We start from the raw sequence: 25,199 nt of genomic DNA on the forward strand, positions 1-25,199 counted from the left end.
AACGCCTGTGTCGTCATCCGTCCTTGCGCCGTCCTGTGAGGCGTATCCAGTCTTCTTTCTGTTCCGGTTCGTCCATGATGAACCAGGGCTCATAGGCTTCCATCACGTCACGGGCCTGATTGAACAGGATGCCGGACAGTACCAGATCCCCGCCGGGCCTGGTCAGTTCGGCCAGTCTCGGTGCCAGGCCGATCAGCGGCTGGGCAAGGATATTGGCCAACATGATATCGGCTCGGGTGTCCGGATCGTTGCCGGGCAGGTACAAATCCAGGCGGTTATCTTCAACGCCATTCCGGCGGGCGTTGTCACGGCTGGCTTCCAGGGCTTGGGGATCGGTATCCACGCCAACGACATGTTCTGCCCCCAGTAACAGGGCGGCCAGGCCCAGAATGCCGGAGCCACAACCGTAGTCGGTCACTTGCTTGCCCGCGACATCCTGGCCGTCAAGCCATTCCAGGCACAGCGCGGTGGTCGGGTGGGTGCCGGTGCCGAAAGCCAGGCCGGGGTCGAGCAACAGGTTGGCGGCGTCCGGATCTGGCGCCTCGTGCCAGCTGGGCACAATCCACAGGCGTTCACCGAACTGCAGCGGGTGGAAGTCGTCCATCCAGGCCCGCTCCCAGTCCTTGTCTTCCACCAGGGTAACGTCAATGTCGGCCAAAGACTGTTGGGTCTGCTGGTGCCAGGCGTCGCGAATCTCCGCCAGTAACTGTTCGATATTGCGATCAGACTGGAACAGGCCAGTGACGGTGGTCTGGCTCCAGAGGGGGGTGGTGCCCGGGTCGGGCTCGTACAGCGGCTGGTCGGCGGCGTCTTCCATGGAAACGGCATCGGCGCCCATTTCCATTAACAGATCTTCCAGCTGATCCGCAGTGTCCGGATCAGCTGGAATCTGGAGTTGTATCCAGGGCATGGTTAATCCCGCATCAGTTTCTCAAGGTAGTGGATGGTGAAGTCTACCTGTTTAAAGCCACCATCGCGCACCAGTTTTCGATGCAGGGGTTGGTTGGTCTTGATGCCCTCGACCAGCATTTCGTCCAGCGCATTCTTCATGCGCCGGCGGGCGATCTCCCGGTCGTCGCCCCAGGTAATCAGTTTGGCCACCAGGGAATCGTAGTACGGCGGTACGGTGTAGCCGCTGTACAGGTGGGAATCCACGCGGATGCCGTTGCCGCCCGGAGCGTGGAAATGACTGATCTTGCCAGGGCTGGGCACGAAGGTTTTCGGGTCTTCGGCGTTGATCCGGCATTCAATGGCATGGCCGGAAATGTGGATCTGGTCCTGGCTGTATTGCAGTGGCAGACCGCTGGCAATACGCAGCTGCTCGCGCACAATGTCCACACCAGTGACCATCTCAGAGACTGGATGCTCAACCTGCACCCGGGTGTTCATTTCAATGAAGTAGAACTCGCCGTCCTGATACAGGAATTCGAAGGTGCCGGCGCCGACGTAGCCGATTTCCTTGCAGGCATCCACGCACGCCTTAAGCGTTCGCTCGCGGGATTCCTGGTTGATGTTCGGTGCCGGTGCTTCTTCAATTACCTTCTGGTTGCGGCGCTGCATGGAGCAGTCCCGGTCACCCAGATGGATGACGTTGCCGTGCATGTCGGCCAGAACCTGGACTTCCACGTGGCGTGGGGTTTCCAGGAACTTCTCCAGATACACGGTGGGATCGCCGAAGGCATTCTTGGCTTCGCTCTGGGTGATCTGTACTGCTTTCAGCAGGGCGGCTTCAGAGTGCACCACCTGCATGCCTCGGCCACCACCACCAGAGGCCGCCTTGATCATCACCGGGTAGCCAATCTGCTTCGCCAGCTTGAGGGTGCGTTCGTCGTCGTCCGTCAGCGGGCCGTCGGAGCCGGGAACTGTGGGTACGCCGGCCTTTTTCATGGCTTCGATGGCGGACACCTTGTTACCCATCAGGCGGATGGTCTCTGCACGGGGGCCGATAAAGCGGAAACCGCTTTTCTCGACCTGCTCAGCGAAGTCGGCATTCTCGGCCAGGAAACCGTAACCCGGGTGGATACCCACCGAATCGGTCACTTCAGCGGCGCTGATGATGGTCGGGATATTGAGGTAGCTGTCTGTGGCACTGTTTGGGCCAATGCAGACAGATTCGTCGGCAAGGCGAACGTGCATCAGGTCGCGGTCTACCTGGGAATGTACCGCAACGGTCTTGATGCCCAGCTCCTTGCACGCGCGGAGAATACGCAGGGCGATTTCACCGCGGTTTGCGATCAGAACTTTTTCTAACATGGCCATGGTTAGCAATCACCGAATTCAGGAAATGACGACCAGGGGCTGGTCAAACTCAACCGGCTGGCCATTTTCGACCAGGATTTCGGTAACGGTACCGGCCTTGTCGGCTTCGATCTGGTTCATCATCTTCATGGCTTCAACAATACAGATCACGTCACCCACGTTAACTTTCTGGCCCACTTCAACAAAGGAGCTGGCGGTGGGGGACGGCGCACGGTAGAAGGTGCCAACCATCGGGGATTTCACGGCGTGCCCCGAGGGGGCTGCCGGAGCCGAGGATTCCGCAGACGGGGCGGCATCGGCCGCGGGGGCCGGAGCCGGCGCAGCGGCCTGGGGGGCTGGTGCCGCGTAATGGCTGACGTAATGTCCACCGGCGGCGGGCTCGCGACGGCGGGAAATGCGAACCGAGTCGTCGCCTTCCTGGATCTCCAGTTCTTCGACGTCTGATTCCTCAAGGAGCTCAATGAGTTTCTTGATTTTGCGAATATCCATAACTATTCCAGTCCCGTTTCTGTGTTCTATCGGTGAATTCTTTGCAGGGCCGCTTTCAGGGCGAGATCGTAGCCCTGGCTGCCCAGCCCGCAGATAACGCCTTCGGCGATATCTGAAAAATAAGAGTGATGGCGGAAAGGTTCCCGCGCATGCACGTTTGAAAGATGCACTTCAATAAAGGGAATGCCCGACGCCAGCATGGCATCCCGAAGGGCCACGCTGGTGTGGGTGAAGGCGGCGGGATTGATGATGATGAAATCCACCCCTTCAGCCCTGGCTTCATGCACTCTTTCTATCAATTCATATTCCGCGTTTGACTGCAGGTGTAACAGATGATGGCCTTTCTCAGCTGCCTTGCTGCGCAGGCGGTCGTCTATATCGGCCAGGGTCTCGTGGCCATAGACCTCGGGCTCTCGGGTTCCGAGCATATTCAGGTTCGGGCCGTGGAGCACAAGAATGGTCGACATGGTTCTGTCTGCCTTGATGGTTTTTGAACAGGATCGCCGAAGATGACGGCACGTTACCCCAATGGTGCGTGCTTGTTATCCCCAGATCAACACTTTTTGACAATCCTGCCGGTTGTCCATTGCTCTGAAAAGGTTACACAGCAACCTGCTGTCACGCGATGACATTTCGTTGATGACAATCATTGTTGATCATGGCGGTGAATGTCGGTATTCGACATTGGTTTCATGGGCCGGGCGATTGCCCGGCCCGGACGGTCAGGTCTCGGCCAGGGTCACGCAGTTGCGGCCGTGCTCCTTGGAGGTATACAGGGCGCGGTCTGCGCGCTCGCACAGGGCCTGGGCGGTTTCACCCTGCCAGTCGGCAATACCGCAACTGAAGGTGACATTGAATTCCCGGTCGCCGGCCTGCTGGGTCAGCTCGGAGAAGCGCTCACGAATTTCGTTGAGGACATTGCGGGCATCGCCCGGGCGGGTGTTCGGCAGGATGATGGCGAACTCTTCTCCACCGTAGCGGCCAATATGATCGGTCTTGCGCAGACGTTGTTTCAGGAACATGGACAGGCTGCGCAGAATCCGGTCGCCAATCGGGTGGCCAAAGGTGTCGTTTACCTTCTTGAAGAAGTCGATATCGATCATGGCAAAGCACATGGGCTGATCTTTCTGGCGCGCACGCACGATTTCCTGCTCCAGCAGATGCAGGGTGTGGGTGTGATTGAACAGGCCGGTCAGGCTGTCGCGGATCATCAGTGCCAGCAGTGAGCGGGCCCGCCGACCCCGGTTGTGCAGGGTCGCAATCAGGTGCTTGGGATCGATGGGCTTGGTCAGGAAGTCGTCACCGCCCAGGCTCATGGCGTGCAGCTGTTTGCTGACGTCCTCTTCCGCCGACAGGTAAATGATGGGAACACTGTGGAAACGATCCTGCTGGCGGATGACACGGGCAATCTCCATGCCGGTGCAGCCGGGCATGTACATGTCCAGGATGATGATTTCTGGTGAGAACTCCTCCAGGGCATGAATGATCTGCATCGGATCGGTGATGATGTGAGCGGTCATTCCCGCCTTTTTCAATACCGTTTCCATGTATTTGGCCTGGGCCCGGGAATCGTCCAGGACCAGCACCTTGTAGGGCTCGACAGTGTTGCCGTGGGTATAGGTTTCGATCTTTTCTATCAGTTGGCCGGGGTCCACCGCCGGGTAGAAGAACTCCTCCCCGCCGCAGCGGGAGGCGCGCAGCCGGGTTTCGATGCTGCCGTCCTCGTCGCTGACGAAAATGATGGGGATCGGAGTGTCGTGTTGCTCCTGTAACTGTTCCACGGTCGCAATGCCGTCATTATCTCTGCCGCCGAAGCTTACATCCATCAGGATGGTTTCCGGTTTGCTGAGCGCACAGGCCTCAATCAGGTCTGCTGATGCACTGAAGGCGGAAGCGCGAAAACCGAAAAATTCCAGTTGCCGGATCAGTCGTGAGGCCATCTCTTCGTTCGACAGGGCGATATAAACTGGCGTGCGACGATACTGCTGGGGGGCGCTGGAGGTGTCCTGGTCGGTGCGGCGCTGGGTGGACAGGCGCAGATTCTCGGTGGCATCTTCCAGTGCCTTGGCTTTGGCATCGTCCAGGGGGGTGTCCTGATGCCAGTCGGTCAACAGGGACAGGATCAGCTCGCCGGCAGCCGCGTGGCTGTCCATTTCGAAACGCCGGGCATAACGAACGAGTTTGTCGGCTGCGGCAATCAGATCGTCCCGGTGGGCTGGCGCCTGACTGCGGTCGTCGCGGATTTTCTGCCAGGTATCAAGCACCACCCGGGCCTGGGTGGTGACACGGCGGGCGAAATGCTGCCTGAGTTTCTCTTTCTGGCTCTCGTCGTTCATGGTGCTCCGGCCTGTCTGTCCAATTGTTGATCGCGATATCCGTCTGCGCGAATTTTTGCCATTTATGAGTTATACAGAGGCTTTATGGTCCTTGTGTAGAGTCTATAGTGTTTAATGTTGTGGGCGTAGGTTGCGCTATGTAAATGTTTGTCAACTCTGCGGCCCGGGTCACAGCTAACCTGATACTCGTTTCTCTGATGGAGCCCCGATGTGATGGCAGGGATGCTCGACAACTTTTATAACCGCAGGCAGCGAGGGGAAATTACCTTGCAGACCTTGCTGTTGCTATTCGCTGGCACTCTGCTGACGCTCACGCTGGTGGTTGCGTTCGTGACCAGCTATGGCTATTTCCGGGACTATGTTGCCGATCAACTGTCAGCTCACGCCCGCGATGGTGCCACCGCAACCGGACTTTCGCTGTCCAATGCCATTGACGGTTCTGATCCGGTGGCCTCGGCGTCACTGATTGATGCGGTATTCGACAGTGGTCGTTACCTGGCTGTTGAGTATCTGGGGCACGATGGCGAGATGATTGCCGGTCGGCGCATGCCGCTGCAGGCTAACCGCGCGCCAGAGTGGTTTGTTTCCCTGGCGGCATTGCCCTTGCCGGTGGCGGAAGCGGAGGTGGTCAGGGGCTGGAGCCGGTTGGGCAAGGTGCGGGTGGTGAGTCATCCCGGGCGGGCCTACGACGACCTCTGGCATATTTCCCTGGGGCTGCTGCTATCCGCCCTGGTGATCGCCACTGGTGGCTTGCTGGGGCTGTTTCTGTTACTCCGGAGGACTTTGAGGCCCTTGAAAGAGGTCGAGGCCCAGGCCCGGGCGCTTGGCCTGCGGGATTTCCGGAAGCGAGTGAGTATTCGCTCCACCCGGGAGCTGAACCGGGTGACAGAGGCTATGAACCAGATGGCGGATGATCTGGGCCAGTTGTTCGAGGGGCAAGGCAAGCTTATTCAGCATTTGCGGCGTGTGAACAATGAAGATCCGGTGACGGGATTGGCAAGCCGCAGTGCCTTTGACCAGCGCATGAAGGTGGAAGTGGAATCGGAAGAGAAATCGGCGCCTGGCGTTCTGATCATGCTGCAGCTGGCCTATTTTGCAGATTATAACCTGGCCTATGGCCGGGACGAGGGGGACCGGTTGTTGCGCCAGGTGGCCGGTGGCATCCGGGCGTTTGTCGCCCGACATGCCGAATCCTTTGCCGGGCGCAGAACCGGTGCAGAATTTGCGGTGTTTGTGCCCGGTGCCTCCGCAGCGGACGTGCGAATCTGGGCCGAGCAGCTGGTGCGGGAGCTGGATGGCATCTACTCTGACCTCTCCGCCCCGATGGACGCTCATGTTCATGCTGGCCTGGCGGTGGCCAGACCCGGTGATGGCATCAGGGTCTTGTTGGCCGCCGCCGATGAAGCTCTCAGGGCAGCCCAGCAAAGGGGGGACTCCTGCAGCCTGGTGCTACCCGATTCCGGTGTTGAGAGCCATCACAATATGGAGACCTGGCGCACGATCATTACCCAGGCGATTCGGGAAGATAAGCTGTCTCTCTGGCTCCAGCCCATGGTGCATGGTGAGGGGCAGACACTGGTCCATTATCAGGTGTTCTCCCGTATTGAGTCTGCAGAAGGGCCGCTGAAAGCCGGTTTGTTTGTACCCATGGCCGAGCGATTGGGGCTGGTGAGCGATATCGACCGTATGCTGCTTACCCGGGCGCTGGAGTGTCTTGAACGCCACCCGGAGCGACGGCTGGCGGTATCACTGGGTAGTAATTCGATCGCGTCTGATAGCTTCCGTGACGATCTGCTGACCATGGTTACCCGGGCCGGGCGCACAGCCGGGCGCTTGTGGGTCGGTATTGCCGAAGTGACCATTCAGCATCACCGCAAAGCCGTCAGCTCTCTGGTAAGAGAGTTGTCGCGGCTTGGTGTACCGGTGCTGGTTGACCGGTTCGGCGTGGGCGGCGTGCCATTCAGTTATCTCAAGCGGCTGCCGTTCAGGGCCGTTCGGATTGATCACAGCTTCATCCACAACCTGGACCGTCATGATGAAAACCGGTTCTGGCTGGAGTCGGTTGTGGGTATTGCCCATAGTCGGGGGGTGAAGGTGTACGCTACGGGAGTAGAAACCGCGGCGGAATACTCGGTACTCTGTAGACTGGGTATTGACGGCGCCATGGGCTACCATCTTGGCAGACCATTTGCCGCAGACACGTAATCAACAGGAGATCAGGAGTCTTATGCCTGGCAAGATCAGACAGTACTTCAGGGACAAGAAAGACGATGTACAGGATTACACCGGCGGTAGCGGTGTTATTGGCAAGTTGGTGGTTGCCTTGCTGGTGGTCTACCTGCTGATTGCGATGGTTCTGGGTATCTACTGGAGCAGTGAGCCAGATACCTTTTCTGTACGTGATCACACCCGTACGCTGGCAAGCACCATGGATAGGGAGCCGGTGACCGGTTTTGCCACCACCGCCACCATGATCCGCATTGCCGAGACCCTGCTGGATAAGCCCGGCGGTTATATTTCCAACGACATCGCGCCTCCCGGTCTGTGGATGGACAATATGCCGAACTGGGAATATGGCGTGCTGGTCCAGTTGCGGGATCTTTCCCGGGCGATGCGTAAGGATATCAGTCGTTCCCAGAGCCAGTCAGCGGAAGACCCGGATCTGACCATTGCCGAGCCCCAGTTCCACTTTGACAGTGAAAGCTGGGCCATTCCATCGACCGAGAACGAGTACCGGCGTGGTATCAATGCGCTCAAGCGCTATCTGAATCGCCTGTCCGATCCGGCCCAGGCGGACGCCCAGTTTTTTGCCCGGGCGGATAACCTGAACAACTGGCTGGCGGATCTGGAAACCCGGTTGGGTAGCCTGTCCCGCACGCTCAGCGAAAGCGTGGGCAAGGCGTCGGTGTCGGATGCCGTGGCCAATCTGAATCCGGATGATCCTCTGGCGGAAGAGACCGGTGGCGAGGATGTCAAAACCTCGTGGACCAAAATTGATGATGTCTTTTACGAGGCGCGAGGCAGTGCCTGGGCGTTGCTGCATATTTTCCGGGCGGTGGAAGTGGACTTCCGGAAGGTGTTGCAGGACAAGAACGCCATGGCGAGCGTAAAGCAAATCATTATCGAACTGGAGGGCACCCAGGCTTCCATGTGGAGTCCGGTGATTCTCAATGGCAGTGGTTTCGGTGTGCTGGCCAACCATTCGTTGACCATGGCGGCTTATCTGTCACGGGCGAATGCTGCGATCAGTGATATGCGGGACCTGTTGTCGCGGGGCTGATAAGCGCCGTTGTCTGAGCTTTGGCTCAGGCACAAAAAAGCCGGGCAGTCGTTAGACTTGCCCGGCTTTTTTATGTTCGAAGCGTGATCAGCCCTTGTAGGCGTTGATGGCGTCTTCGATAGCTTTCTTGGCGGCTGCAGCGTTGTCCCAGCCCTGCACTTTCACCCACTTGCCGGGCTCCAGAGTCTTGTAGTTCTCGAAGAAGTGACGGATCTGATCACGCAGCAGTTCCGGCAGGTCTTCGATTTCACGAACGTTGTGGTAGGTCTGGGTCAGCTTGTCGTGGGGCACGGCCACCAGTTTGGCATCACCACCGGCTTCGTCTTCCATGTTCAGTACGCCTACCGGGCGGCAACGAATAACCGAGCCAGCCTGCACCGGGTACGGGGTGACCACCAGGACGTCCAGTGGGTCGCCGTCGTCGGCCAGGGTGTGGGGGATGAAGCCGTAGTTGGCCGGGTAGAACATCGGAGTGGCCATGAAACGGTCAACCAGCAGGGCGCCCATGTCCTTGTCCAGTTCGTACTTGACCGGAGAGCTGTTGGCCGGGATTTCGATGGCAACGTAGATGTCTTCTGGCGGGTTCTTGCCAGCGGGGATGTTGTCGAATTGCATGTGCGATCCTTCCTGGTACGTTAGGGTTCGTTTAACTGCGTTTAAAAAGTGGGCGCAATTATACGGAAGTCTCTTGCCATTCGAAACTAAACCTTGGTCACAGCCTGATCTGTTTGGCAATCAGCTCCTTCATGATTTCCGTGGTGCCGCCGCCAATGGACAGAATCTTGGCATCCCGGTACAGCCGCTCCACCACTGACTCCCGCATATAGCCCATACCACCAAACAGCTGTACCGCCTCGCGGGTGACTTTTTCGCACACGTCCACGGCGAAGTTCTTGGCCATAGCCACCTGTTTAATGGGGTTTTTTCCGGCCTGCATCAGTGCGGCACAGCGGTAGGTGTATTCCCGGGCGATGTCGATCTGGGTGGCCATGTCAACGAGTTTGTGGCGGGTGACCTGAAAGCCGGCAACGGGGCGGCCGAAGGCCTGGCGTTGTCTGGTGTAATCCAGAGCGGCCTCGTAGGCGATCTGGGCGGTCATGTAGGCCATGACGGACAGGCTCAGGCGTTCAGCCAGGAAGTTGCTCATGATGGCGATAAAGCCGGCGTTTTCGGCGCCGATCAGGCGGTCGGCGGGTACCCGGCAGTCCTCGAAGAAGAGCTCGGCGGTGTCGCTGGCCCACCAGCCCATTTTCCGGAGTTTGTTGCCGGTGGTGAAGCCTGGTGTGCCTTTGTCGATCAGCAACAGGCTGATGCCGCCGTGGCCTTCGCCCCCGGTGCGCACGGCGACGGTGTAATGGTCGGCGCGGATGCCGCTGGTGATGAAGGTTTTGCTCCCGTTGACGATGTAGTGGTCGCCGTCTTTTACGGCACGGGTTTTCAGGTTGGCGACGTCGGAGCCGCCACCGGGTTCGGTCACGGCCAGGGCGGCGATTTTGTCGCCGCGCAGGACGGGTGGCACGATCTGTTCGCGAATGTCTTGTTTGGCCCACTTGGCCACCGGCGGCAGGCCGATATCCAGGGAGCCGATACTGGCCACGAAGCCGCCAGAGGTGGATCGCATCAGTTCCTCGGAAACTGCGACTTTCATAAAGATATCGCCTTCACCGATGCCGCCCAGAGTTTCAGGGAAGCCGATGCCCAGGAGTCCGGCGTCGCCGGCGAGTTTATAGATTTCACGGGGGAATTCACCGGCTTCTTCCCAGTCGTCAATATGGGGCCGCACGTGGGTCTCGATGAATTTCCGGGCGGTTTGGCGCACCTGTTCGTGGGTTTCGTTGAAGTAGTCAGACACGGATTGGCTCCCTGTGTTCTTGTTTTGCGATGAGGTGAGTGTCGCGCAATCCTGGTTACCAAGCAAGCGCTTGGTTTGGGTTTGTTCCGGCAATAAAAAAGCTGGCCCGAATGGCCAGCTTGTCAGGCGGAGTGCCTTACAGGGGTTTATGCACCGCGGGCAATGCTTTTCACCCCGTCACGGGTGCCGAGTAGCAGCAGGTCGGCCGGGCGGCGGGCGAACAGTCCGTTGGTGACCACGCCGACAATGTTATTGAGCTTTTCTTCCACCACCAGCGGGCGGGAGATATCCATGTTGTGGATGTCGATGATGATGTTGCCGTTGTCGGTGACAAAACCATCCCGGTAAACCGGATCGCCCCCGAGTTTTACGATCTCGCGGCCGACATGGCTGCGGGCCATGGGGATAACTTCCACGGGCAGCGGGAATTCGCCCAGGATGCCGACTTGCTTGGACTCATCGGCGATGCAGATAAAGGTCTTGGCGACGGCGGCCACAATCTTTTCCCGGGTCAGGGCACCGCCACCGCCCTTGATCAGTTCCAGGCTCTCGTTGGTTTCGTCGGCACCGTCGACGTAAAACTCGATTTCGTTAACGGCGTTGAGGTCGTATACCGGGATGCCGTGCTTTTTCAGTCGTTCGGCGGTTGCCTCGGAGCTTGCGACGGCGCCGTCGAAGTCGTTGCGGTATTCCGCCAGGTAGTCGATGAAAAAGTTGGCGGTGCTGCCGGTGCCCACCCCGACAATGCTGCTCGGTTCCAGGTGAGGGGCGATGTGATCCACTGCAGCTTTGGCAACGGCTTGTTTCAGTTCGTCCTGGGTCATGGGGGGCTCCCGGAGGTTTGCGTTGAATTTGGGCACTATTATACGCCTGCAGCAACTCTGCTTATAGACGGCAAGCGTGCAAACTTTCTACACTGTGGGTTTTTCCTGATCACTCACCAGCAACCGGAACCATCATGCCGCAACGCTATATCAAGAAGATACTCGATGCGCGCGTCTACGACGTGGCCATCGAAACACCCCTGACTGAAGCCCGTAGTCTTTCCAAGCGCTTTGGCAACAATATTATGCTCAAGCGTGAAGACCTTCAGCCGGTGTTTTCCTTCAAGATTCGCGGCGCCTACAACCGGATTGCTCAGTTGTCGGAAGAACAAAAGGCCAAGGGGGTTATCTGCGCTTCTGCCGGCAATCATGCCCAGGGCGTGGCTCTGGCCGCAAAGAAGCTGGGCATCAAAGCCGTTATTGTGATGCCGCAGACGACGCCGGAGATCAAGGTACGCTCAGTTCGTGACCACGGCGCCAGAGTGGTTCTCAAGGGCGATGCTTTTGATGAGGCGGCAGCCCACGCACAGGAGCTGATCCAGAAACACGGCTACACCTACATCCCTCCCTACGACGACCCGGATGTGATCGCCGGTCAGGGCACTGTAGCCATGGAAATCATGTGGCAGTTCAGCAAGCCGATTCATGCCATCTTCATCTGTGTCGGTGGCGGCGGGCTGATTGCCGGCATGGCGGCCTATATCAAGTATCTGCGCCCGGAAATCAAAGTGATTGGTGTGGAGCCGGAAGACTCCAACTGTCTGCAGGCGGCCATGAAGGCCGGTGAGCGTGTGGTGCTGGATGAGGTGGGCATCTTCGCCGATGGCGTGGCGGTCAAACAGATCGGTGAGTATCCCTGGGAAATCTGCAAGGATCACGTAGATGAAGTGATCACAGTGTCCACGGATGAGATCTGTGCGGCCATCAAGGATGTGTTTGAAGATACTCGCTCCATTGCCGAACCGGCAGGTGCTCTGGGTGTAGCGGGTATCAAGAAGTACATCGCGAGGGAAAAGATCGAGGATGAAAACCTGATTGCCACCCTCAGTGGTGCCAACATGAACTTCGACCGACTGCGCTATGTGTCCGAGCGCACCGAAGTGGGAGAGAAGCGCGAGGCGATTCTGGCGGTAACGATCCCGGAGAAGCCGGGCGCGTTCAAAACGTTCATCAATGCGCTGCACAAGCGTAGCATCACCGAGTTTAATTACCGCTATGCGGATGCTCAGAACGCCACCATTTTCGTGGGAATCCAGATTGCCGCTGGCGGACATGGCCGGGAAGAACTGGTGCAGGATCTTCGGGAAAGCGGGTACTCGGTGGTCGACCTTACCGACAGCGACCTGGCCAAGCAGCATATTCGCCATATGGTCGGGGGCCATGCACCGACGATTACCAATGAAAAGGTGTTCCAGTTTGAATTTCCCGAGCGCCCGGGAGCTTTGCTGAAGTTCCTGATGTCGCTGGGAACGCGCTGGAATATTTCCATGTTCCACTACCGCAATCATGGTGCGGCCTACAGCCGGGTGCTATTGGGCGCGCAGGTTGAGGACAATGAGGTGGCGGACTTTGAGGGCATGCTCGACAAGGTCGGTTTTCGTTATGAAAACATGACTGACAACGAGGCCTATCGGCTGTTTTTGGGAGCAGGCAACGGGCGTTCCACCTGAGGGTGGAACGCTACAACTCTTACATAACGGTAATCTGTCAAAAATTGTAAAAATCAAGTTACGTGTTAGTCTTTCGTCTAATTCTGCGAATCAGTAATAGTTGTCTGATTTTCCTGCCAATTGAATGAAAGAATAACGGGAATCCAAGAAATGGGGAGCAAGCCTGACATCATTCGTGCCATTGTGCTCATCTTTGCTGTCGGCCTTGTGATTACGGGTTTTACGTCCATTCAGGCGTCTGAGGACAAGCGTACCGACCGCGAAGCATCTGCAGTAGGCTATGTTCTGTCTGCCAATCAGGGTCTGAAACGGTAACAACGCTTATCCGTTACCACACCGTGTAAAGGCACATCCCAGGGCTCAATTGGCAACTGTTCCACGCGCTGAAAATCGTGGGCCAGGCCAACCAGCTTTGGTGCCATGCAGGGCCTGATCCGGCTGAACGCGAAGGTTCGGTCGTAGAAGCCGCCGCCCATACCCAGTCGCCCTCCGGTTTCGTCAAACCCTACCAATGGAAACAGCACCGCATCCAGTGCCCAGGCCGGCTTGCGTCTTGAGCGCGGGAACGGGGGTTCTGGAATGCCGAAGCGGTTTGCCGTCAGTTGCACTCCATCAAAATAGGGGCTGAAAACCAGCTTGCCCGTGTAGATCGGGTGCAGAATGGGCAGGTAGAACCGGATGCCTTTTTTGCGAGCCAGATCAATATACAGGGACGGGTCAATTTCGCCGTCGTTGGCCAGGTAGATGCCAATGTGGCGTGCCCGGTGCAGGTCGGGGTGCCTCAGCAGGTTAAGGGCGAGACGTTCGGAAGCTTGCCGCTGTTCTTCAAACGACAGACTTCTCCGTTTCTGGCGAAGAGTTTGGCGGAGCTGGCGGCGTGAGGCCCGATCATTGCCGGCGTCAAACGTCCTTGCTTGATGATGCGGATTCAAGATGGCGATTACCTGCTGCTGCGTCGTGAATTCGGCCTATGTTGTATCACATCAATAACGCCCCGTTAAAATTCTGCTAGTCTGCAGTCCGTTGTTTTTTCAGAGGCTGTATTCTGCCATGGATTTCCCCCGATACGCTCGCCTGTTGCTTCCTGCGGTTTTGATTGTTGCTTTGTCTGGTTGCGCGACCGGATCCCCCGAGGTTTACCGGGTGGGTGTTCGTGCGTTGGCTTCTGCTGAATATTCCGGTGCCCGCCACCATCTCCAGAGTTACCTTGACGGTGAGACCGAGAGTTATGAAAGCAGTCGGGCGCGCTATGAACTGGCTCGCTTAATGTATCTTGGCCTGGGCGGGCCAGCGGATGAGCAGGCAGCTGCCGAGTTGCTGGAGCGAGAGCTTCAGAAACCGTTTTCGGTCTACGAGCGCGAAGCGCGGCATTTGTTGGCGGAGATCTATCGGCGAGGGCAGGCAGAGAACCGTGATGTGTCCAGGTCGTTAGTGCTTCTCCGTGCGGCGGACTATCCGCGAGCCTTGATTGATCTCGCGATGATCTATTGGTCCGGGGAGCTGGTCGAGCAGGATCGCAAACAGGCGGTGGCACTGATCCCCGAAATCGGTGAGGTAGATAATGCTTCGAATCTGTTTCATCACCGGGCTCTGGCTGAATACTGCGGCTCCGACACCCGGGACAGGGTACCTGCCTGGGCCTGTCTGGATGAGGAAGGCGAGTTTATTCTCCAGAGTGCAGACGAGGTATGGCGCGCAAGTCGTCCGGACACCGATGCAGGCACCATGCGCTACCTGGCTACATTGTATCCGGCCCTGGTGGATCCCAGTGCGCAACGCCGGATAGCGTGGTACCGGTATGCCGGAGATAAAGGCAGCGCCCGCGCCCAGTACATGATGGCCCAAATATACGGAGCGCCAGATTCACCTTGGTTTAACCCTGCCGAAGCAGAGCAATGGCTGCAACGGTCTGCCGATCAGAACTACCCGAAAGCACTGCTGGCCCGAGGTGTGGCGCTGGCTCGCGGAAAGCAGCGTTCCGAGGCTGATTATCTTGAGGCGCTCGATCAGCTGGAGCGTGCGGCCGACCGGGGCGAGAAAGAGGCGAATCTCTGGTTGGCTCACCTGTATCTGAATCCCGAAGACGGGCGCTCGATGCAAGTGGGTCTGGCCGTTGCGCGTCTTGAACAGATAGAGCGAGAAGACGATCGGGCCAAGCACTTGCTGGCCGATATCTATCTCTCGAGCCTGCCGGGTATGGCCGAAGAACAGCATCGCCGAGCCTTGGATCTGTTGGAAAGCATGGCTTACCGGGATGCGGAGGCGGCCTACAAACTTGGTGCGATCTACAGTCAGGGGCTGGCCAGTATTCCGCCCAGTCTGGTGGATGCTGTAGGTTGGTTGAGGCGCGCCGCTGATAAGGGCCACCTGCCCGCACAGCTGCTTTTGGCGCGAGAGTTGCAGCAGGATGGCCGGGATGAGAGCGCTGCGAAAGCTCGCGAGCGGTTTGTATTTATGCCGGTTGCCGATGTGCCGGATAATCTGCGTCAAGCTGTCTCAAATGCGCGCTATAGACAGGCAATGTATTACGCCGGTCAGGCTGAGGTTCATGCAGAAGAAGTTCGACAGCTTCTGGAGAGGGCGGCGGAGGAGGAGAACATGGCCGCCCTGGCGTACCTCGGGCTGATGTACTACCGGGGTGAGCAGGTGGCCCCGGATGATGAGCTGGCCTATCAGTACCTGGAACGCTGGGATTCGCTGTATCAGCAACGAAAGGATCAGGCCAGGTCGGACGACTCAGTGTGGTCTGGACTGTTGTTCGATGAGCGGTTCGGTAACCAGGAGGTTCAGGACGCTTTGCTGCACTTGAGATTCAGGAAGTCGCAATCGGAGTAACGGTGAAAAGCTTCCCGGGCTGCCGTTATCGGATGTAGCCCTTGAACCCAGAAGTTCAAGGTCGGTGGCCGCTGTGACATATTAGGCTTTCCCCCTTGGGGGACATGCTCACAATGCCCTGAAGTAGCCACCTGGGTAATGCGCATCGGCTCGAGGACGTACCCGACCAGCGAACAGCCCAGGAAGTTGGTTCCATTATACGGGCAGGGCCGGGGAGGATTGCAACCCCGTTTCCGGATTCTTTCCGGATCAGTTGTCCGAAGGCTCTCCCAGCGCTTCATCAAGCCGGTTATCCATGGCACGCAGGATGCTGCTGGTGGCGTCTGACATGGTGTCGCGTTCCAGCAGTTCATGGGTGATGTTCAGGGCGGCCATCACGGCAATGCGCTCGGTACCGAATACCTTGCCGCTGGAGCGGATTTCACGCATTTTGGTGTCCAGATGCCGGGCCGCACGTAGAAGGGCTTCCTGCTCTTCCTGCGGACAGGCCACCAGGTATTCCTTGTCGAGAATCCTGACTTCCACGGTGGTTGGGGTCTGTGACATCAGTGGTGCTCCAGTGCCCGAAGACGGCCGATCATGGCTTCGATCTTGTTTTTGGCAAGATCGTTTTTGTGCATTAGCTGGGCCCGTTCCCGGTTCCAGTCGTCCTGCAGCTCCCTTAGCAGGGCGTTGTCTTTCTCCAGCTTGTCGCAGCGCTCGATCAGCTTGTCCAGCTTGTCCGCTAATGCCTGTACTTCGGACTGTTCCATGACCTGCCCAACATCGGTGATTTTGATGAGAGTTACTATAAGTGCGCGCGCCAGACCGGTCAATTTACCGCATTGTCATGGCGTGCTCGCCGTGAGGCCTGTCACCTTTTGCGTCAGTTCAGCTGGAGTCCGGTGCCCCGAACCCCTGTTGTCGGCCTGCTCGCCAGGTGTTCAGTGCGGGGAGGGCGGACACTGCCAACGCAGAGAGCGGCACTGCCACCAGTAACAGCCACTCCTCCCGGGCCAGCGGCCGAAGCCGGATTTGCAGTCCGTAGTGTTCCAGGAGCCAGGGGCTGAGGCCGGCGATGGCGGCAGCGCCGAGCAGCAGGGCGAACAGGCAACTGGCCAGGGCAAGCCCGACGCACTCCAGGCTGTACAGGCCGGCAATCAGCCCCGGTGAAGCTCCGGTCGCTCGCAAAACGGCAATCTCCCGTTGCCGCTGGGCTTGCAGGGTGAGCAAAACCGCAATCAGTCCCACCAGGCTGGTGATCACGACAAAGCCGCTGATGCCCAGCAGGGCTTTTTCAAATTGCCCCATCATCCGCCAGAGCTCGCTCAGGGCCACACCCGGCAGGATGGCCGACAGAGGTTCCTCGCGGGCCTGGTTCAGCTCCCGTTGAACCTGGAAGGTGAGGATCGGGCGGTCCAGGCCAACGAACACGGCGGTGATGGTGTCCGGTGTGTAATCCCGGTTACGGGCCTGGTCGGCCGACAGGGTCCGGCCCGGGATGGCCACGCCGGATTCCCAGCCCACATGCATGGCTTCCATGGCTTCAAGGCTGATGTAAACCGCCTGGTCGACGGGCGTGCCGGTTGGCGCGAGAATGCCGGATACCCGGAATGGCAGGTCCTTGTGGTTCGAGAAGCTGGTGCGGCCACCGCCATGGGAAAGCACCAGGTCGTCGTTCAGTTTATGGTCAAGCTGCCGTGCCACGCCGGCGCCGATCACCACGTCAAACAGGTCAGAAAACCAGTCTCCGCTCGCCAGGGTCAGCGGTTGGTCGTTGCCATAGCGGAAGCGGGCCAGGAACTGCTCGTTGGTGCTGACAACCCGAAAGCCGCGGTAGCTGTCGCCCAGGGAAATAGGTATCAGCCAGTCGATGCGGCTGTCCTCAGTCATGGATTGATAGGTGGACCAGCGAATGTTGTTGGTGGCATCACCGATGTGGAACACCGTGTAAAGCAGCAGATTCAGCTGGCCACTGCGGGCCCCTACGATAAGGTCGGTGCCGCTGATGGTACTGGTGAATGATTGTCGGATTTCTGTGCGCAGGTACTGGATGCCAAGCAGCAGGGTTACGCTCAGCGTCAGGGTCAGGCAAACGAGAGCCAGTACACGGCGCCGGTACCACAGACTGGCGGCGGAGAGGAAGATGGTGAGCTTGAGCTTGTTCATGGCGCCACCTCCAGGGCCATGCGATGATGAAAGTGCCTGGCCAGTGACTGATCATGGCTGACAAATACAACCGAGCTGTTACTGCGCTCGGCCAGAGTTAGCAGTAGTTCAAGAAAGCGGTCCCGATTGTTGCTATCCAGAGCAGACGTGGGCTCATCTGCAAGAATGATCTCCGGAACGCCGATCAGCGCGCGGGCGGCAGCCACCCTCTGCTGCTGGCCGATCGATAGCCGGGTCACTCCCTGGTGCCAGTGGCTTTGCGGAATGCCCAGTTGTGTCAGCAGGTGTTGGGCAGCTTCGGTGGCGGAGGGTATCGCTCGCGAATGGCGCAGATTTGATAGCCGGCAAGGCAAAAGTGCATTGGTCACAGCGCTCAGATAGGGCACCAGGTTGAACTGCTGGAAGATGACGCCCATATGATCGGCGCGAAGTCGATCCCGGGCGCCGGCCTTCATGGTGGTCAGTTCCTGATTCAGCAGCTGAAGGCTGCCACGGCTGGGCGTGTGCATGCCTGCGAGTAGTCCCAACAGCGTACTTTTACCCGTACCACTGGGGCCGTGCAGGAACAGGTGTTCACCCCGTGTCAGCTGAATATCGGGGAAGGCCAGTTCTCGAGCCTGATTTTGCCATCGGAAGTGCAGATTCCGGGTTCGGATGGCCAGAGTGTCCGGGCGGGAACTGTCCGGCGGTTGTCGTGTCTCGCTGTTCATATCCGTATCGTGCTCGCCGTTGTATGATGGCGCCGGTTGCTGATCTGGTTTTTTGGAGAACCCGTGTTGATGTTCACTGATGTTCTGTCCCGCAAGCTGCTTGCCTGTCTTGGCCTGGGCTTGTTGTTATTGGTTTCCCTGGCGGTCCGTGCCGAGCCCCGGGAGATCGACTGGCTTGAGTTAATGCCTGCGGAAGATCTGGCGCTGCTCGAGACTATGCCGGAAATCGAACATGAGGGCGATGGCCCGCCCCTGTTGCCGGACGAAATCATGACCGGGCGGGTGGTTCCGGAAATGGGCAACGTCGAGGGCCGGATTCCGGGCTTTGTGGTACCTCTGAAAACCACGGACGATATGCGCATTCTCGAGTTCTTCCTGGTGCCCTACTACGGCGCCTGCATCCATGTGCCGCCACCACCCCCAAACCAGATCATCCACGTAAAATACCATGAAGGGTTTACCCTGGAGGCTCTATACGACCCGGTCTGGATCGAGGGGGAGCTGGTGATTGAGCGAACCGAGAATGATCTCGGCACTTCCTCCTATTCCATGGTGGCGCAGTCGGTAGAACCTTACACCGAGTAACGGTTCAGCGGCCAACCCGGAATTGCTGGTCGCCGGCTTCCAGTCTTGTGGCGCCCTGGCCTTCAGGGCCGATCCACTGAACATCCAGGTGTTCCAGTGCCGGAAAGTGCTTCACCATTGGTGTGGTCAGTGTCTGGTGATCGGCAAGTCCGTCACAGGTCAGTGATTGGGTAATCTCGATATCGCTGTGGTCGTTTGCTTGCCCGTCCTCGTGATCGTGGTCATGGTGTTCGTGCGCATGGTCACTGTGATGGCGGGTCGCCTCGGGCCACGAGCTGTGAAAGCTGGCATCTTCCACGTTGCAGTTGCCATCCTCAGTGTTAATCAGAGGGGTCGATATCAGCCACTGCTCCAGATCCGCCAGTTGCCGATGCTGTTGCTCTGTGCGTGGCTCGTGCTCGAAGCCAAGCAGATTGTATGCGGGTGAGCGAAGGAAGACATCGGCGGTGTTGGTGTCTATGGCTACCTGGAGCTCCGCGTGGCCATGTTGATGGGCGCTGGGGTTGTTGGCCGCGCCCGCGGGCAGCGGAGCCAGTACGGCGCTTGCCAGTGCCACGGTCATGAGAGGCATAACGTATCTGCGCATCGGGTCATTCTGTCCATATCTGATATGTTATAACATTTTTGTCTGACGTGAAGATAAAAGCAACCCCGCCTGCCCGGGTATTCGTGCCAGGATTTCCCCAGAATGCTAGGATACGGTATTCGTCGGGGCACCGCCCCGGCGCGTATCTGAACGTACACCACCGATTTAAGGAAACGGCAGCTTCATGTCCGAAACCGATACCTCCGCCGCCCGTGCGGCTGAATTTGAACGCTGGGCCAACGTGTTTACCGCGCACAAGGCGTTCAGCCACCCCTCTGAGCTGCATGGCGTGCTCTGTGGCCGGCTGGCGGCAGGCTCCCGTATTGACGAGCCCGAGTGGCTGGCTATGGTTTGCGAACACATGGGGCTGGCTGATGAAGCGGCTGAAGAGTCGGATGACCTCGCCCCCTTTATGAACAGCGCCTACGGTAAAACGCTCAAGCAATTGCAGTCCACCGACATGAGTTTTCAGCCGTTGTTGCCAGATGACGACTATGCCATCGAACAACGACTGGAAGCCCTGGTGGCCTGGGTTCGAGGATTTCTGGAAGGCATGGCGCTGGCGGCCGGCGCTTCCCTTGGCCAGGCTCCGGATGAGATCCGGGAGCTGATCGAGGATATGGTGGCCATCAGCCAGCTGTCGGAGGACGAAGAATCCGACGACGAAAGTGAACAGCAACTGCTTGAAATTACCGAGTACGTGCGCCTTGGCGCGCTGGCGGTGTTCACCGAGTTCAATGAGCCGGAGAAGCCGGCAGGCGATTCGCCCACCCTGCACTGATCAGGAGCTATCATGGCTGTGACCATTCCCGTGAAAGAGTTTGCCGAGCGCCGTCGCAAGTTGATGGACCGGATGGCCCCGGACAGCATCGCCATTCTGCCTGCGGCGCCGGAGCGGGTGCGTAACCGCGATGTGTTACACCCGTTTCGTCAGGACAGCGATTTCCAGTATCTGACTGGCTTCGGCGAGCCCGAAGCGGTGTTGGCCCTGATTCCAGGCCGCGAGCATGGTGAAGCGGTTCTGTTCTGCAAGGAGAGGAATCCGGAGAAAGAGCTCTGGGATGGTTTTCTGGTGGGCCCTGAGGGCGCCATCGAACGTTACGGCTTCGACGATGCTTTCCCCATTGCGGATATCGACGATATTCTGCCCGGCATGATTGAAGGCCGAAGCCGGGTCTACTATCCGCTGGGCAAGGATCCGGCATTCGATAACCGGGTGATGGACTGGCTCAAGGTGATTCGCAGCAAGGTTCGTTCTGGTGCGCATCCGCCCGGGGAGCTGGTGGCGCTGGAGCACCTGCTGCACGATATGCGCCTGTACAAGAGTGCTGCCGAAATCAAGGTGATGGCAAAGGCCGGCCAGATCAGTGCCGAGGCCCACTGCCGGGCCATGAGGCGGGCTCGTCAGGGTGGGTATGAGTACAATCTTGAAGCTGAACTGATTCATACCTTTATGGAGCATGGTGCGCGCTCTACCGCTTATCCCTCCATCGTAGGTGGTGGTGCCAATGGCTGCATCCTGCACTACATCGAAAATGCGGCACCGCTGAAAGACGGCGATCTGGTACTGATAGACGCGGGTTGCGAGCTGGAATGCTACGCCTCGGACATCACCCGCACCTTCCCGGTCAGCGGCAAATTCAGTCCGGAGCAGAAGGCGCTTTACGAAGTGGTGTTGGCGGCCCAGTATGCGGCGATCGATGCGGTGAAGCCGGACAATCACTGGAACCAGCCCCATGAAGCGGCGCTGAAGGTGCTGACCCAGGGCCTGATCGATCTGGGTCTGCTCTCGGGCACCCTGGACGACGCCCTGGCCAACGAATCCTACAAACCTTTCTTTATGCACCGCACCGGCCACTGGCTGGGGCTGGATGTCCATGATGTTGGTGATTACAAGGTCGGCGATGCCTGGCGGGTACTGGAACCGGGGATGGCGTTGACCGTTGAGCCAGGGCTGTATATTGCTCCCGACAATACCGACGTAGAGCCGCGCTGGCGGGGTATTGGCATCCGTATTGAAGACGATGTGGTGGTCACCAAAGAGGGTTGCCGAAACCTGACCGAGGGCGTGCCGAAGACCATTGCCGATATTGAAGCTCTGATGGCGGACTGATTCAGTGACTACCGAGCGCGTGGATACTGACCTGATCATTGCCGGTGGCGGCCTGGCCGGAGCCACTCTGGCGCTGGCGCTGGCGCGCCTGGTGCCGGAACTTAAGGTAACCGTGGTTGAGGCGTTTCCGCTGTCGCCAGAGGCGTTGCCGGAGGATTACCAGCCCAGCTATGACAGCCGGTCGACGGCACTGGCCTGGGGCTCCCGCCTGATCTTTGATCAGTTGGGGCTGTGGCCGCAGTTGACGGAGCACGCCACCCCAATACGCCACATTCATGTCTCTGACCGGGGCCGTTTTGGCGTTACCCGCCTGCATGCCAACGAACATGGCCAGGATGCCCTTGGCTATGTGGCAGACAACCGCTGGATGGGCCTGTGCCTGATGCGGGCTTTGCTGGATACCAGGGTCAGTTGGCAGGCACCGGCTGAGGTGGTGGGCATGGAACCCGTGGCTGGCGGTGTCCGGGTGGCCATCCGCAAGGATGGCGCACAGGAGGAGCTGACCGCGCGTTGTCTGGTGATCGCCGATGGCGGGCGTTCCGGGTTGCGTGAGAAGCTGGGCTTTGTTTCCCGCACCGAAGCCTATGGTCAGAACGCGCTGATTGCCAATGTCTCCACCAGCGACAGCCACCAGTTTACGGCTTATGAACGTTTTACCGAGGCCGGCCCCATGGCGCTGTTGCCCCATGGTTCACCGGAGCGGGCGGGGCATCAATCGGCCCTGGTCTGGACCCTGGGAGACGAGGCTCTGGACGAGATCCTGTCACTGTCGGATGAACAGAAATGCCGGAAACTGCAGGAACGGTTCGGTTGGCGCCTTGGGCGTATTACCCGCATTGGCCAGTGCCACCACTATCCCCTGAAACTGACCACGGTAGATGAGCCCGCGCGCCCGGGGGTTGTGCTGGTGGGTAATGCCGCCCATGCCCTGCACCCGGTGGCTGGTCAGGGCTTTAACCTCGCCCTCAGGGGGTTGATGACCCTGGTGGAACAGTTTCGCCGGGCGGTCGATGAGGGACTTCCGATTGGTGACCTCTCGGTACTGGGGCGGTACCAGCAACTGCATCGGCAGGACTGGCAGCAGACGGTGCAGTTCTCCGATTCCTTGATCCGGATTTTCGGTCAGCCGCTGGCGCCGATTGCCGCAGCCCGCGATGCAGGGCTGGTGGGGCTGGATCTGTTGCCGGGGGCCAAACGCTGGTTCGCCCGCAAAGCCATGGGCACCGGTGGGCGCAAGCCGCTGGTAGGCTCCGGAGTGTCATCTTTCGAGGCGGAAAAACATGACAGGTAAGTCGGTGGGTGCGGCGTGTTTTGACATTCTGGTGGTTGGTGGCGGAATGGTCGGCTCGGCCCTGGCTCTGGGGTTGTCGCGGCAAGGCTGGAATACCGGGCTGGTGGAAGGAGCCCGGGTTCAGGATCTGTTGGCCCCGGGAGCGACCGCCAGCCATACCGATGACTTCGAGCCCCGGGTCAGCGCCATCTCCCTGGCCAGTGAGCAGCTGCTGGAGCGTCTACGGGCCTGGCGCCATGTCCAGGCCGGCAGGCATTGCGGCTATCGTGGCATGACGGTCTGGGATGCCGACGGCACCGGGCGAATTCACTTCGATGCGGCTGAACTTCATGCTGATACCCTGGGTACCATTGTTGAGAACCGGTCGATTGTCCGCGCTTTGTTTACCGAGCTGGCGGACAGTAACGTTACGGTGATTGATGGTGTGCGTGTGCAGGGCTGGAGTGCCGGAGCCGGAATCCAGTTGGACGATGGCCGAACGCAGTCCGCCAAACTGGTGGTCGGGGCCGATGGTGCCCAGTCGCGGCTGCGCCAGTGGTCGGGACTGGCTACCCGGGAATGGGATTACGATCAGCAAGCGATTGTGTGCACCGTCCGTACCCGGCAGCCGCACCAGTACACTGCGTGGCAGCGTTTTTCGCCCACCGGGCCGCTGGCGTTTTTGCCGTTGTTGACGGAGTCTGGAGACGAGCACTATTGCTCTATCGTCTGGTCACAGGATACGGCCGAAGCCCGCCGCCTGATGGCGTTGGAGACCGAGCAATTCCGGTTAGAGCTGGAGCGGGCGATTGAGCAGCAGCTCGGGGTTATCGAATCCGTTTCGCGCCGCTTTGCGTTTCCGCTGCGTCAGCGTCATGCCAAGGAGTATGTTGCCGACGGCCTGGCACTGGTGGGCGATGCTGCCCACACCATTCACCCGCTCGCCGGCCAGGGTGCAAACCTCGGCTATGGCGATGTGTCGGCCCTACTGGGCGAGCCAAAGAGCTCGCACTTTCGCCGGCAGACCAGACCGTGTTGGCTCGTTATCAGCGCCGCCGTAAAGGCGAGAACCTGGCGATGATGGCGGCCATGGAGGGCTTCAAGCAGTTGTTTGCCCGGGATGAGCTGGCTATCCGGTGGTTGCGCAATACCGGTATGCGCTGGCTGGACAACCTGGCGCCGCTGAAGAACCGCATTGCCGCCGAGGCTATGGGTATAAAACGCTAACGGTTGTCCATTCTGAGTCGCCGGAACTGTTTTCCGGCGGCCTGTTTTCGTAAACTCCTCGCCTTCGTGTTCAATTTGCAAAGGAACTGTCTATGGCCGGCTCCAGCCTGCTCGTATTACTTGATGACATTGCTGCCGTACTGGATGACGTGGCGGTGATGACCAAAGCTGCTACCAAGAAAACCGCCGGTGTGCTGGGCGATGACCTGGCGTTGAATGCGCAGCAGGTCACCGGTGTTCGACCTGCCCGGGAAATCCCGGTGGTGTGGGCGGTCGCCAAGGGTTCGTTTATCAACAAGGCCATTCTGGTGCCGGCGGCACTGGCCATCAGCTTTTTTGTACCCTGGCTCATTACCCCGCTGTTGATGCTCGGTGGTGCCTTCCTTTGCTTTGAGGGGGCCGAGAAGCTGGTTCACAGGTTCCTGCACAAAGAGCAGGAAGAAAAGCACCGGCAAGAGCTGCGGGAGGCTCTGAAAAAGCCGGAGGTGGACCTTAAAGCGGTTGAGAAAGACAAGATCAAGGGCGCTGTCAGGACCGACTTTATTCTCTCCGCCGAAATCATCGCCATCACGTTAGGAACTGTGGCCGACAAGAGCTTCGGAATGCAGTTTGCGGTGCTGACCGTCGTGGCGTTGATGGTGACCGTCGGTGTGTATGGGCTGGTGGCGGGTATTGTGAAGCTGGACGACGCCGGCCTTTACCTGAGCCAGAAAACCAGTGCCTTCGCTCAGAAGCTGGGGCAGGGCATTCTGTGGCTGGCGCCCTGGATGATGAAAACCCTGTCGGTACTGGGCACCATTGCAATGTTCCTGGTGGGCGGAGGTATTCTGACCCATGGTATACCGGCGGTGTACGGGGCCATTCACCATGTGGCCGGAATGATTTCTTCAGTGCCGGAAGTGCTGGTCACCACGGTCGGGGATGGCCTGTTTGGCCTGCTGGCCGGCGCTATTCTGGTTCTAGTTATTACGCCCGTTGCGAAGCTCTGGGAGCGCCGGGCGGCGTAATCCGTGGC

At 58.9% G+C, this 25,199-nt stretch carries 24 protein-coding genes, 1 other RNA gene and 1 pseudogene; 11 read left to right on the forward strand and 15 right to left on the reverse strand.

Annotated elements, in window-relative coordinates; translation table 11 throughout:
- Positions 1-13: 13 nt before the first annotated feature.
- The 5 genes from prmA to JIF53_RS19105 all read right to left on the reverse strand — a co-directional run bounded on the left by prmA (position 14) and on the right by JIF53_RS19105 (position 5,084).
- Positions 14-910, reverse strand: a complete 897-nt coding sequence (gene prmA / locus JIF53_RS19085; RefSeq protein WP_022993098.1) for a 50S ribosomal protein L11 methyltransferase — start codon at positions 908-910, stop codon at positions 14-16.
- Between the two features lie 2 nt (positions 911-912).
- Positions 913-2,259: an acetyl-CoA carboxylase biotin carboxylase subunit gene (gene accC / locus JIF53_RS19090; RefSeq protein WP_011786857.1), complete on the reverse strand. Its 1,347-nt coding sequence runs from the start codon at positions 2,257-2,259 to the stop codon at positions 913-915.
- Positions 2,260-2,277: 18 nt separating this feature from the next.
- Positions 2,278-2,748, reverse strand: a complete 471-nt coding sequence (gene accB, locus JIF53_RS19095; RefSeq protein ID WP_023011259.1) for an acetyl-CoA carboxylase biotin carboxyl carrier protein — start codon at positions 2,746-2,748, stop codon at positions 2,278-2,280.
- 26 nt (positions 2,749-2,774) lie between these two features.
- Positions 2,775-3,215 carry a type II 3-dehydroquinate dehydratase gene (gene aroQ / locus JIF53_RS19100; RefSeq protein WP_011786855.1) on the reverse strand — a complete coding sequence of 147 codons (441 nt, stop codon included), beginning with the start codon at positions 3,213-3,215 and terminating at the stop codon, positions 2,775-2,777.
- A 255-nt stretch (positions 3,216-3,470) separates the two neighbouring features.
- Positions 3,471-5,084: a diguanylate cyclase gene (locus tag JIF53_RS19105; protein WP_141067453.1), complete on the reverse strand. Its 1,614-nt coding sequence runs from the start codon at positions 5,082-5,084 to the stop codon at positions 3,471-3,473.
- Positions 5,085-5,297: 213 nt separating this feature from the next.
- Here JIF53_RS19105 and JIF53_RS19110 point away from each other — a divergent pair, with 213 nt between their 5' ends.
- Positions 5,298-7,289 carry an EAL domain-containing protein gene (locus JIF53_RS19110; RefSeq protein WP_199454095.1) on the forward strand — a complete coding sequence of 664 codons (1,992 nt, stop codon included), beginning with the start codon at positions 5,298-5,300 and terminating at the stop codon, positions 7,287-7,289.
- A gap of 22 nt (positions 7,290-7,311) precedes the next feature.
- Entirely contained in the window at positions 7,312-8,364 is a 1,053-nt protein-coding gene (locus JIF53_RS19115; protein ID WP_011786852.1) for a DUF2333 family protein, read from the forward strand.
- An 87-nt stretch (positions 8,365-8,451) separates the two neighbouring features.
- On the opposite strand, the gene ppa is transcribed toward JIF53_RS19115, so the two are convergent.
- From ppa to rpiA, 3 genes are all read right to left on the reverse strand, one after another.
- On the reverse strand, positions 8,452-8,979 hold the full coding sequence (ppa, locus tag JIF53_RS19120; protein WP_014422707.1) for an inorganic diphosphatase: 528 nt from the start codon (positions 8,977-8,979) through the stop codon (positions 8,452-8,454).
- 97 nt (positions 8,980-9,076) lie between these two features.
- Positions 9,077-10,216, reverse strand: a complete 1,140-nt coding sequence (locus JIF53_RS19125; RefSeq protein ID WP_014422706.1) for an acyl-CoA dehydrogenase family protein — start codon at positions 10,214-10,216, stop codon at positions 9,077-9,079.
- Positions 10,217-10,362: 146 nt separating this feature from the next.
- Positions 10,363-11,040 carry a ribose-5-phosphate isomerase RpiA gene (rpiA, locus tag JIF53_RS19130; RefSeq protein ID WP_011786849.1) on the reverse strand — a complete coding sequence of 226 codons (678 nt, stop codon included), beginning with the start codon at positions 11,038-11,040 and terminating at the stop codon, positions 10,363-10,365.
- A 134-nt stretch (positions 11,041-11,174) separates the two neighbouring features.
- Here rpiA and ilvA point away from each other — a divergent pair, with 134 nt between their 5' ends.
- On the forward strand, positions 11,175-12,710 hold the full coding sequence (gene ilvA, locus JIF53_RS19135) for a threonine ammonia-lyase, biosynthetic (RefSeq protein ID WP_014422705.1): 1,536 nt from the start codon (positions 11,175-11,177) through the stop codon (positions 12,708-12,710).
- Between the two features lie 150 nt (positions 12,711-12,860).
- Positions 12,861-13,025: a hypothetical protein gene (locus tag JIF53_RS19140; RefSeq protein WP_199454051.1), complete on the forward strand. Its 165-nt coding sequence runs from the start codon at positions 12,861-12,863 to the stop codon at positions 13,023-13,025.
- Here the strand turns inward: JIF53_RS19140 and JIF53_RS19145 are convergent.
- Positions 13,007-13,642, reverse strand: coding sequence for a 5-formyltetrahydrofolate cyclo-ligase (locus JIF53_RS19145; RefSeq protein WP_014422703.1), 636 nt, complete (start codon positions 13,640-13,642; stop codon positions 13,007-13,009). The genes JIF53_RS19140 and JIF53_RS19145 overlap by 19 nt on opposite strands.
- A 118-nt stretch (positions 13,643-13,760) precedes the next feature.
- Between JIF53_RS19145 and JIF53_RS19150 the strand changes: the two genes are divergently transcribed.
- Positions 13,761-15,545, forward strand: a complete 1,785-nt coding sequence (locus JIF53_RS19150; RefSeq protein ID WP_199454053.1) for a tetratricopeptide repeat protein — start codon at positions 13,761-13,763, stop codon at positions 15,543-15,545.
- Positions 15,546-15,552: 7 nt separating this feature from the next.
- On the opposite strand, the gene ssrS is transcribed toward JIF53_RS19150, so the two are convergent.
- The 5 genes from ssrS to JIF53_RS19175 form a co-directional block, all read right to left on the reverse strand.
- Positions 15,553-15,733: non-coding RNA, 6S RNA (gene ssrS / locus JIF53_RS19155), on the reverse strand.
- Positions 15,734-15,794: 61 nt separating this feature from the next.
- Positions 15,795-16,091: a cell division protein ZapA gene (locus JIF53_RS19160; protein ID WP_023009596.1), complete on the reverse strand. Its 297-nt coding sequence runs from the start codon at positions 16,089-16,091 to the stop codon at positions 15,795-15,797.
- The gene (locus tag JIF53_RS19165) at positions 16,091-16,297 is read right to left on the reverse strand and encodes a TIGR02449 family protein (protein WP_011786845.1); all 207 of its coding nucleotides are present in this window, start codon (positions 16,295-16,297) and stop codon (positions 16,091-16,093) included. Before JIF53_RS19165 ends, JIF53_RS19160 begins: the two co-directional genes overlap by 1 nt.
- A 118-nt stretch (positions 16,298-16,415) precedes the next feature.
- A complete protein-coding gene (locus tag JIF53_RS19170) occupies positions 16,416-17,693 on the reverse strand; it encodes an ABC transporter permease (RefSeq protein ID WP_199454055.1) in 1,278 nt (425 codons plus the stop codon).
- The gene (locus tag JIF53_RS19175; RefSeq protein WP_199454057.1) at positions 17,690-18,403 is read right to left on the reverse strand and encodes an ABC transporter ATP-binding protein; all 714 of its coding nucleotides are present in this window, start codon (positions 18,401-18,403) and stop codon (positions 17,690-17,692) included. Before JIF53_RS19175 ends, JIF53_RS19170 begins: the two co-directional genes overlap by 4 nt.
- Before the next feature lie 69 nt (positions 18,404-18,472).
- Here JIF53_RS19175 and JIF53_RS19180 point away from each other — a divergent pair, with 69 nt between their 5' ends.
- Complete coding sequence (locus JIF53_RS19180; protein ID WP_014422699.1) at positions 18,473-18,988, forward strand: DUF3299 domain-containing protein; 516 nt, start codon at positions 18,473-18,475, stop codon at positions 18,986-18,988.
- 4 nt (positions 18,989-18,992) lie between these two features.
- Here JIF53_RS19180 and JIF53_RS19185 read toward each other — a convergent pair whose 3' ends face one another.
- Positions 18,993-19,574 (reverse strand): ZrgA family zinc uptake protein, encoded by a 582-nt coding sequence (locus JIF53_RS19185; RefSeq protein ID WP_199454059.1) that lies wholly within the window; start codon positions 19,572-19,574, stop codon positions 18,993-18,995.
- A gap of 184 nt (positions 19,575-19,758) precedes the next feature.
- Between JIF53_RS19185 and JIF53_RS19190 the strand changes: the two genes are divergently transcribed.
- The 5 genes and pseudogenes from JIF53_RS19190 (at position 19,759) to JIF53_RS19210 (ending at position 25,191) form a co-directional block, all read left to right on the forward strand.
- Positions 19,759-20,355: a UPF0149 family protein gene (locus tag JIF53_RS19190; protein WP_011786840.1), complete on the forward strand. Its 597-nt coding sequence runs from the start codon at positions 19,759-19,761 to the stop codon at positions 20,353-20,355.
- Between the two features lie 12 nt (positions 20,356-20,367).
- Entirely contained in the window at positions 20,368-21,687 is a 1,320-nt protein-coding gene (gene pepP / locus JIF53_RS19195; RefSeq protein WP_199454061.1) for a Xaa-Pro aminopeptidase, read from the forward strand.
- 4 nt (positions 21,688-21,691) lie between these two features.
- The gene (gene ubiH, locus JIF53_RS19200) at positions 21,692-22,978 is read left to right on the forward strand and encodes a 2-octaprenyl-6-methoxyphenyl hydroxylase (protein ID WP_199454063.1); all 1,287 of its coding nucleotides are present in this window, start codon (positions 21,692-21,694) and stop codon (positions 22,976-22,978) included.
- Positions 22,968-24,184: pseudogene (locus JIF53_RS19205) on the forward strand (UbiH/UbiF/VisC/COQ6 family ubiquinone biosynthesis hydroxylase). The gene ubiH and the pseudogene JIF53_RS19205 overlap by 11 nt, the downstream one beginning before the upstream one ends.
- A 92-nt stretch (positions 24,185-24,276) precedes the next feature.
- Positions 24,277-25,191 (forward strand): DUF808 domain-containing protein, encoded by a 915-nt coding sequence (locus tag JIF53_RS19210; protein ID WP_199454065.1) that lies wholly within the window; start codon positions 24,277-24,279, stop codon positions 25,189-25,191.
- Positions 25,192-25,199 lie beyond the last annotated feature (8 nt).

This window comes from Marinobacter sp. bablab_jr008, from assembly GCF_016464145.1.
Taxonomy (GTDB): Bacteria; Pseudomonadota; Gammaproteobacteria; order Pseudomonadales; family Oleiphilaceae; genus Marinobacter; species Marinobacter nauticus.

Coding starts and splice junctions, on each gene's coding strand:
- prmA (WP_022993098.1), bottom strand. CDS start 910: ATGCCCTGGATACAACTCCAGATTCCAGCTGATCCGGACACTGCGGAT.
- accC (WP_011786857.1), bottom strand. CDS start 2,259: ATGGCCATGTTAGAAAAAGTTCTGATCGCAAACCGCGGTGAAATCGCC.
- accB (WP_023011259.1), bottom strand. CDS start 2,748: ATGGATATTCGCAAAATCAAGAAACTCATTGAGCTCCTTGAGGAATCA.
- aroQ (WP_011786855.1), bottom strand. CDS start 3,215: ATGTCGACCATTCTTGTGCTCCACGGCCCGAACCTGAATATGCTCGGA.
- JIF53_RS19105 (WP_141067453.1), bottom strand. CDS start 5,084: ATGAACGACGAGAGCCAGAAAGAGAAACTCAGGCAGCATTTCGCCCGC.
- JIF53_RS19110 (WP_199454095.1), top strand. CDS start 5,298: ATGGCAGGGATGCTCGACAACTTTTATAACCGCAGGCAGCGAGGGGAA.
- JIF53_RS19115 (WP_011786852.1), top strand. CDS start 7,312: ATGCCTGGCAAGATCAGACAGTACTTCAGGGACAAGAAAGACGATGTA.
- ppa (WP_014422707.1), bottom strand. CDS start 8,979: ATGCAATTCGACAACATCCCCGCTGGCAAGAACCCGCCAGAAGACATC.
- rpiA (WP_011786849.1), bottom strand. CDS start 11,040: ATGACCCAGGACGAACTGAAACAAGCCGTTGCCAAAGCTGCAGTGGAT.
- ilvA (WP_014422705.1), top strand. CDS start 11,175: ATGCCGCAACGCTATATCAAGAAGATACTCGATGCGCGCGTCTACGAC.
- JIF53_RS19140 (WP_199454051.1), top strand. CDS start 12,861: ATGGGGAGCAAGCCTGACATCATTCGTGCCATTGTGCTCATCTTTGCT.
- JIF53_RS19150 (WP_199454053.1), top strand. CDS start 13,761: ATGGATTTCCCCCGATACGCTCGCCTGTTGCTTCCTGCGGTTTTGATT.
- JIF53_RS19160 (WP_023009596.1), bottom strand. CDS start 16,091: ATGTCACAGACCCCAACCACCGTGGAAGTCAGGATTCTCGACAAGGAA.
- JIF53_RS19165 (WP_011786845.1), bottom strand. CDS start 16,297: ATGGAACAGTCCGAAGTACAGGCATTAGCGGACAAGCTGGACAAGCTG.
- JIF53_RS19170 (WP_199454055.1), bottom strand. CDS start 17,693: ATGAACAAGCTCAAGCTCACCATCTTCCTCTCCGCCGCCAGTCTGTGG.
- JIF53_RS19175 (WP_199454057.1), bottom strand. CDS start 18,403: ATGAACAGCGAGACACGACAACCGCCGGACAGTTCCCGCCCGGACACT.
- JIF53_RS19180 (WP_014422699.1), top strand. CDS start 18,473: ATGTTCACTGATGTTCTGTCCCGCAAGCTGCTTGCCTGTCTTGGCCTG.
- JIF53_RS19185 (WP_199454059.1), bottom strand. CDS start 19,574: ATGCGCAGATACGTTATGCCTCTCATGACCGTGGCACTGGCAAGCGCC.
- JIF53_RS19190 (WP_011786840.1), top strand. CDS start 19,759: ATGTCCGAAACCGATACCTCCGCCGCCCGTGCGGCTGAATTTGAACGC.
- pepP (WP_199454061.1), top strand. CDS start 20,368: ATGGCTGTGACCATTCCCGTGAAAGAGTTTGCCGAGCGCCGTCGCAAG.
- JIF53_RS19210 (WP_199454065.1), top strand. CDS start 24,277: ATGGCCGGCTCCAGCCTGCTCGTATTACTTGATGACATTGCTGCCGTA.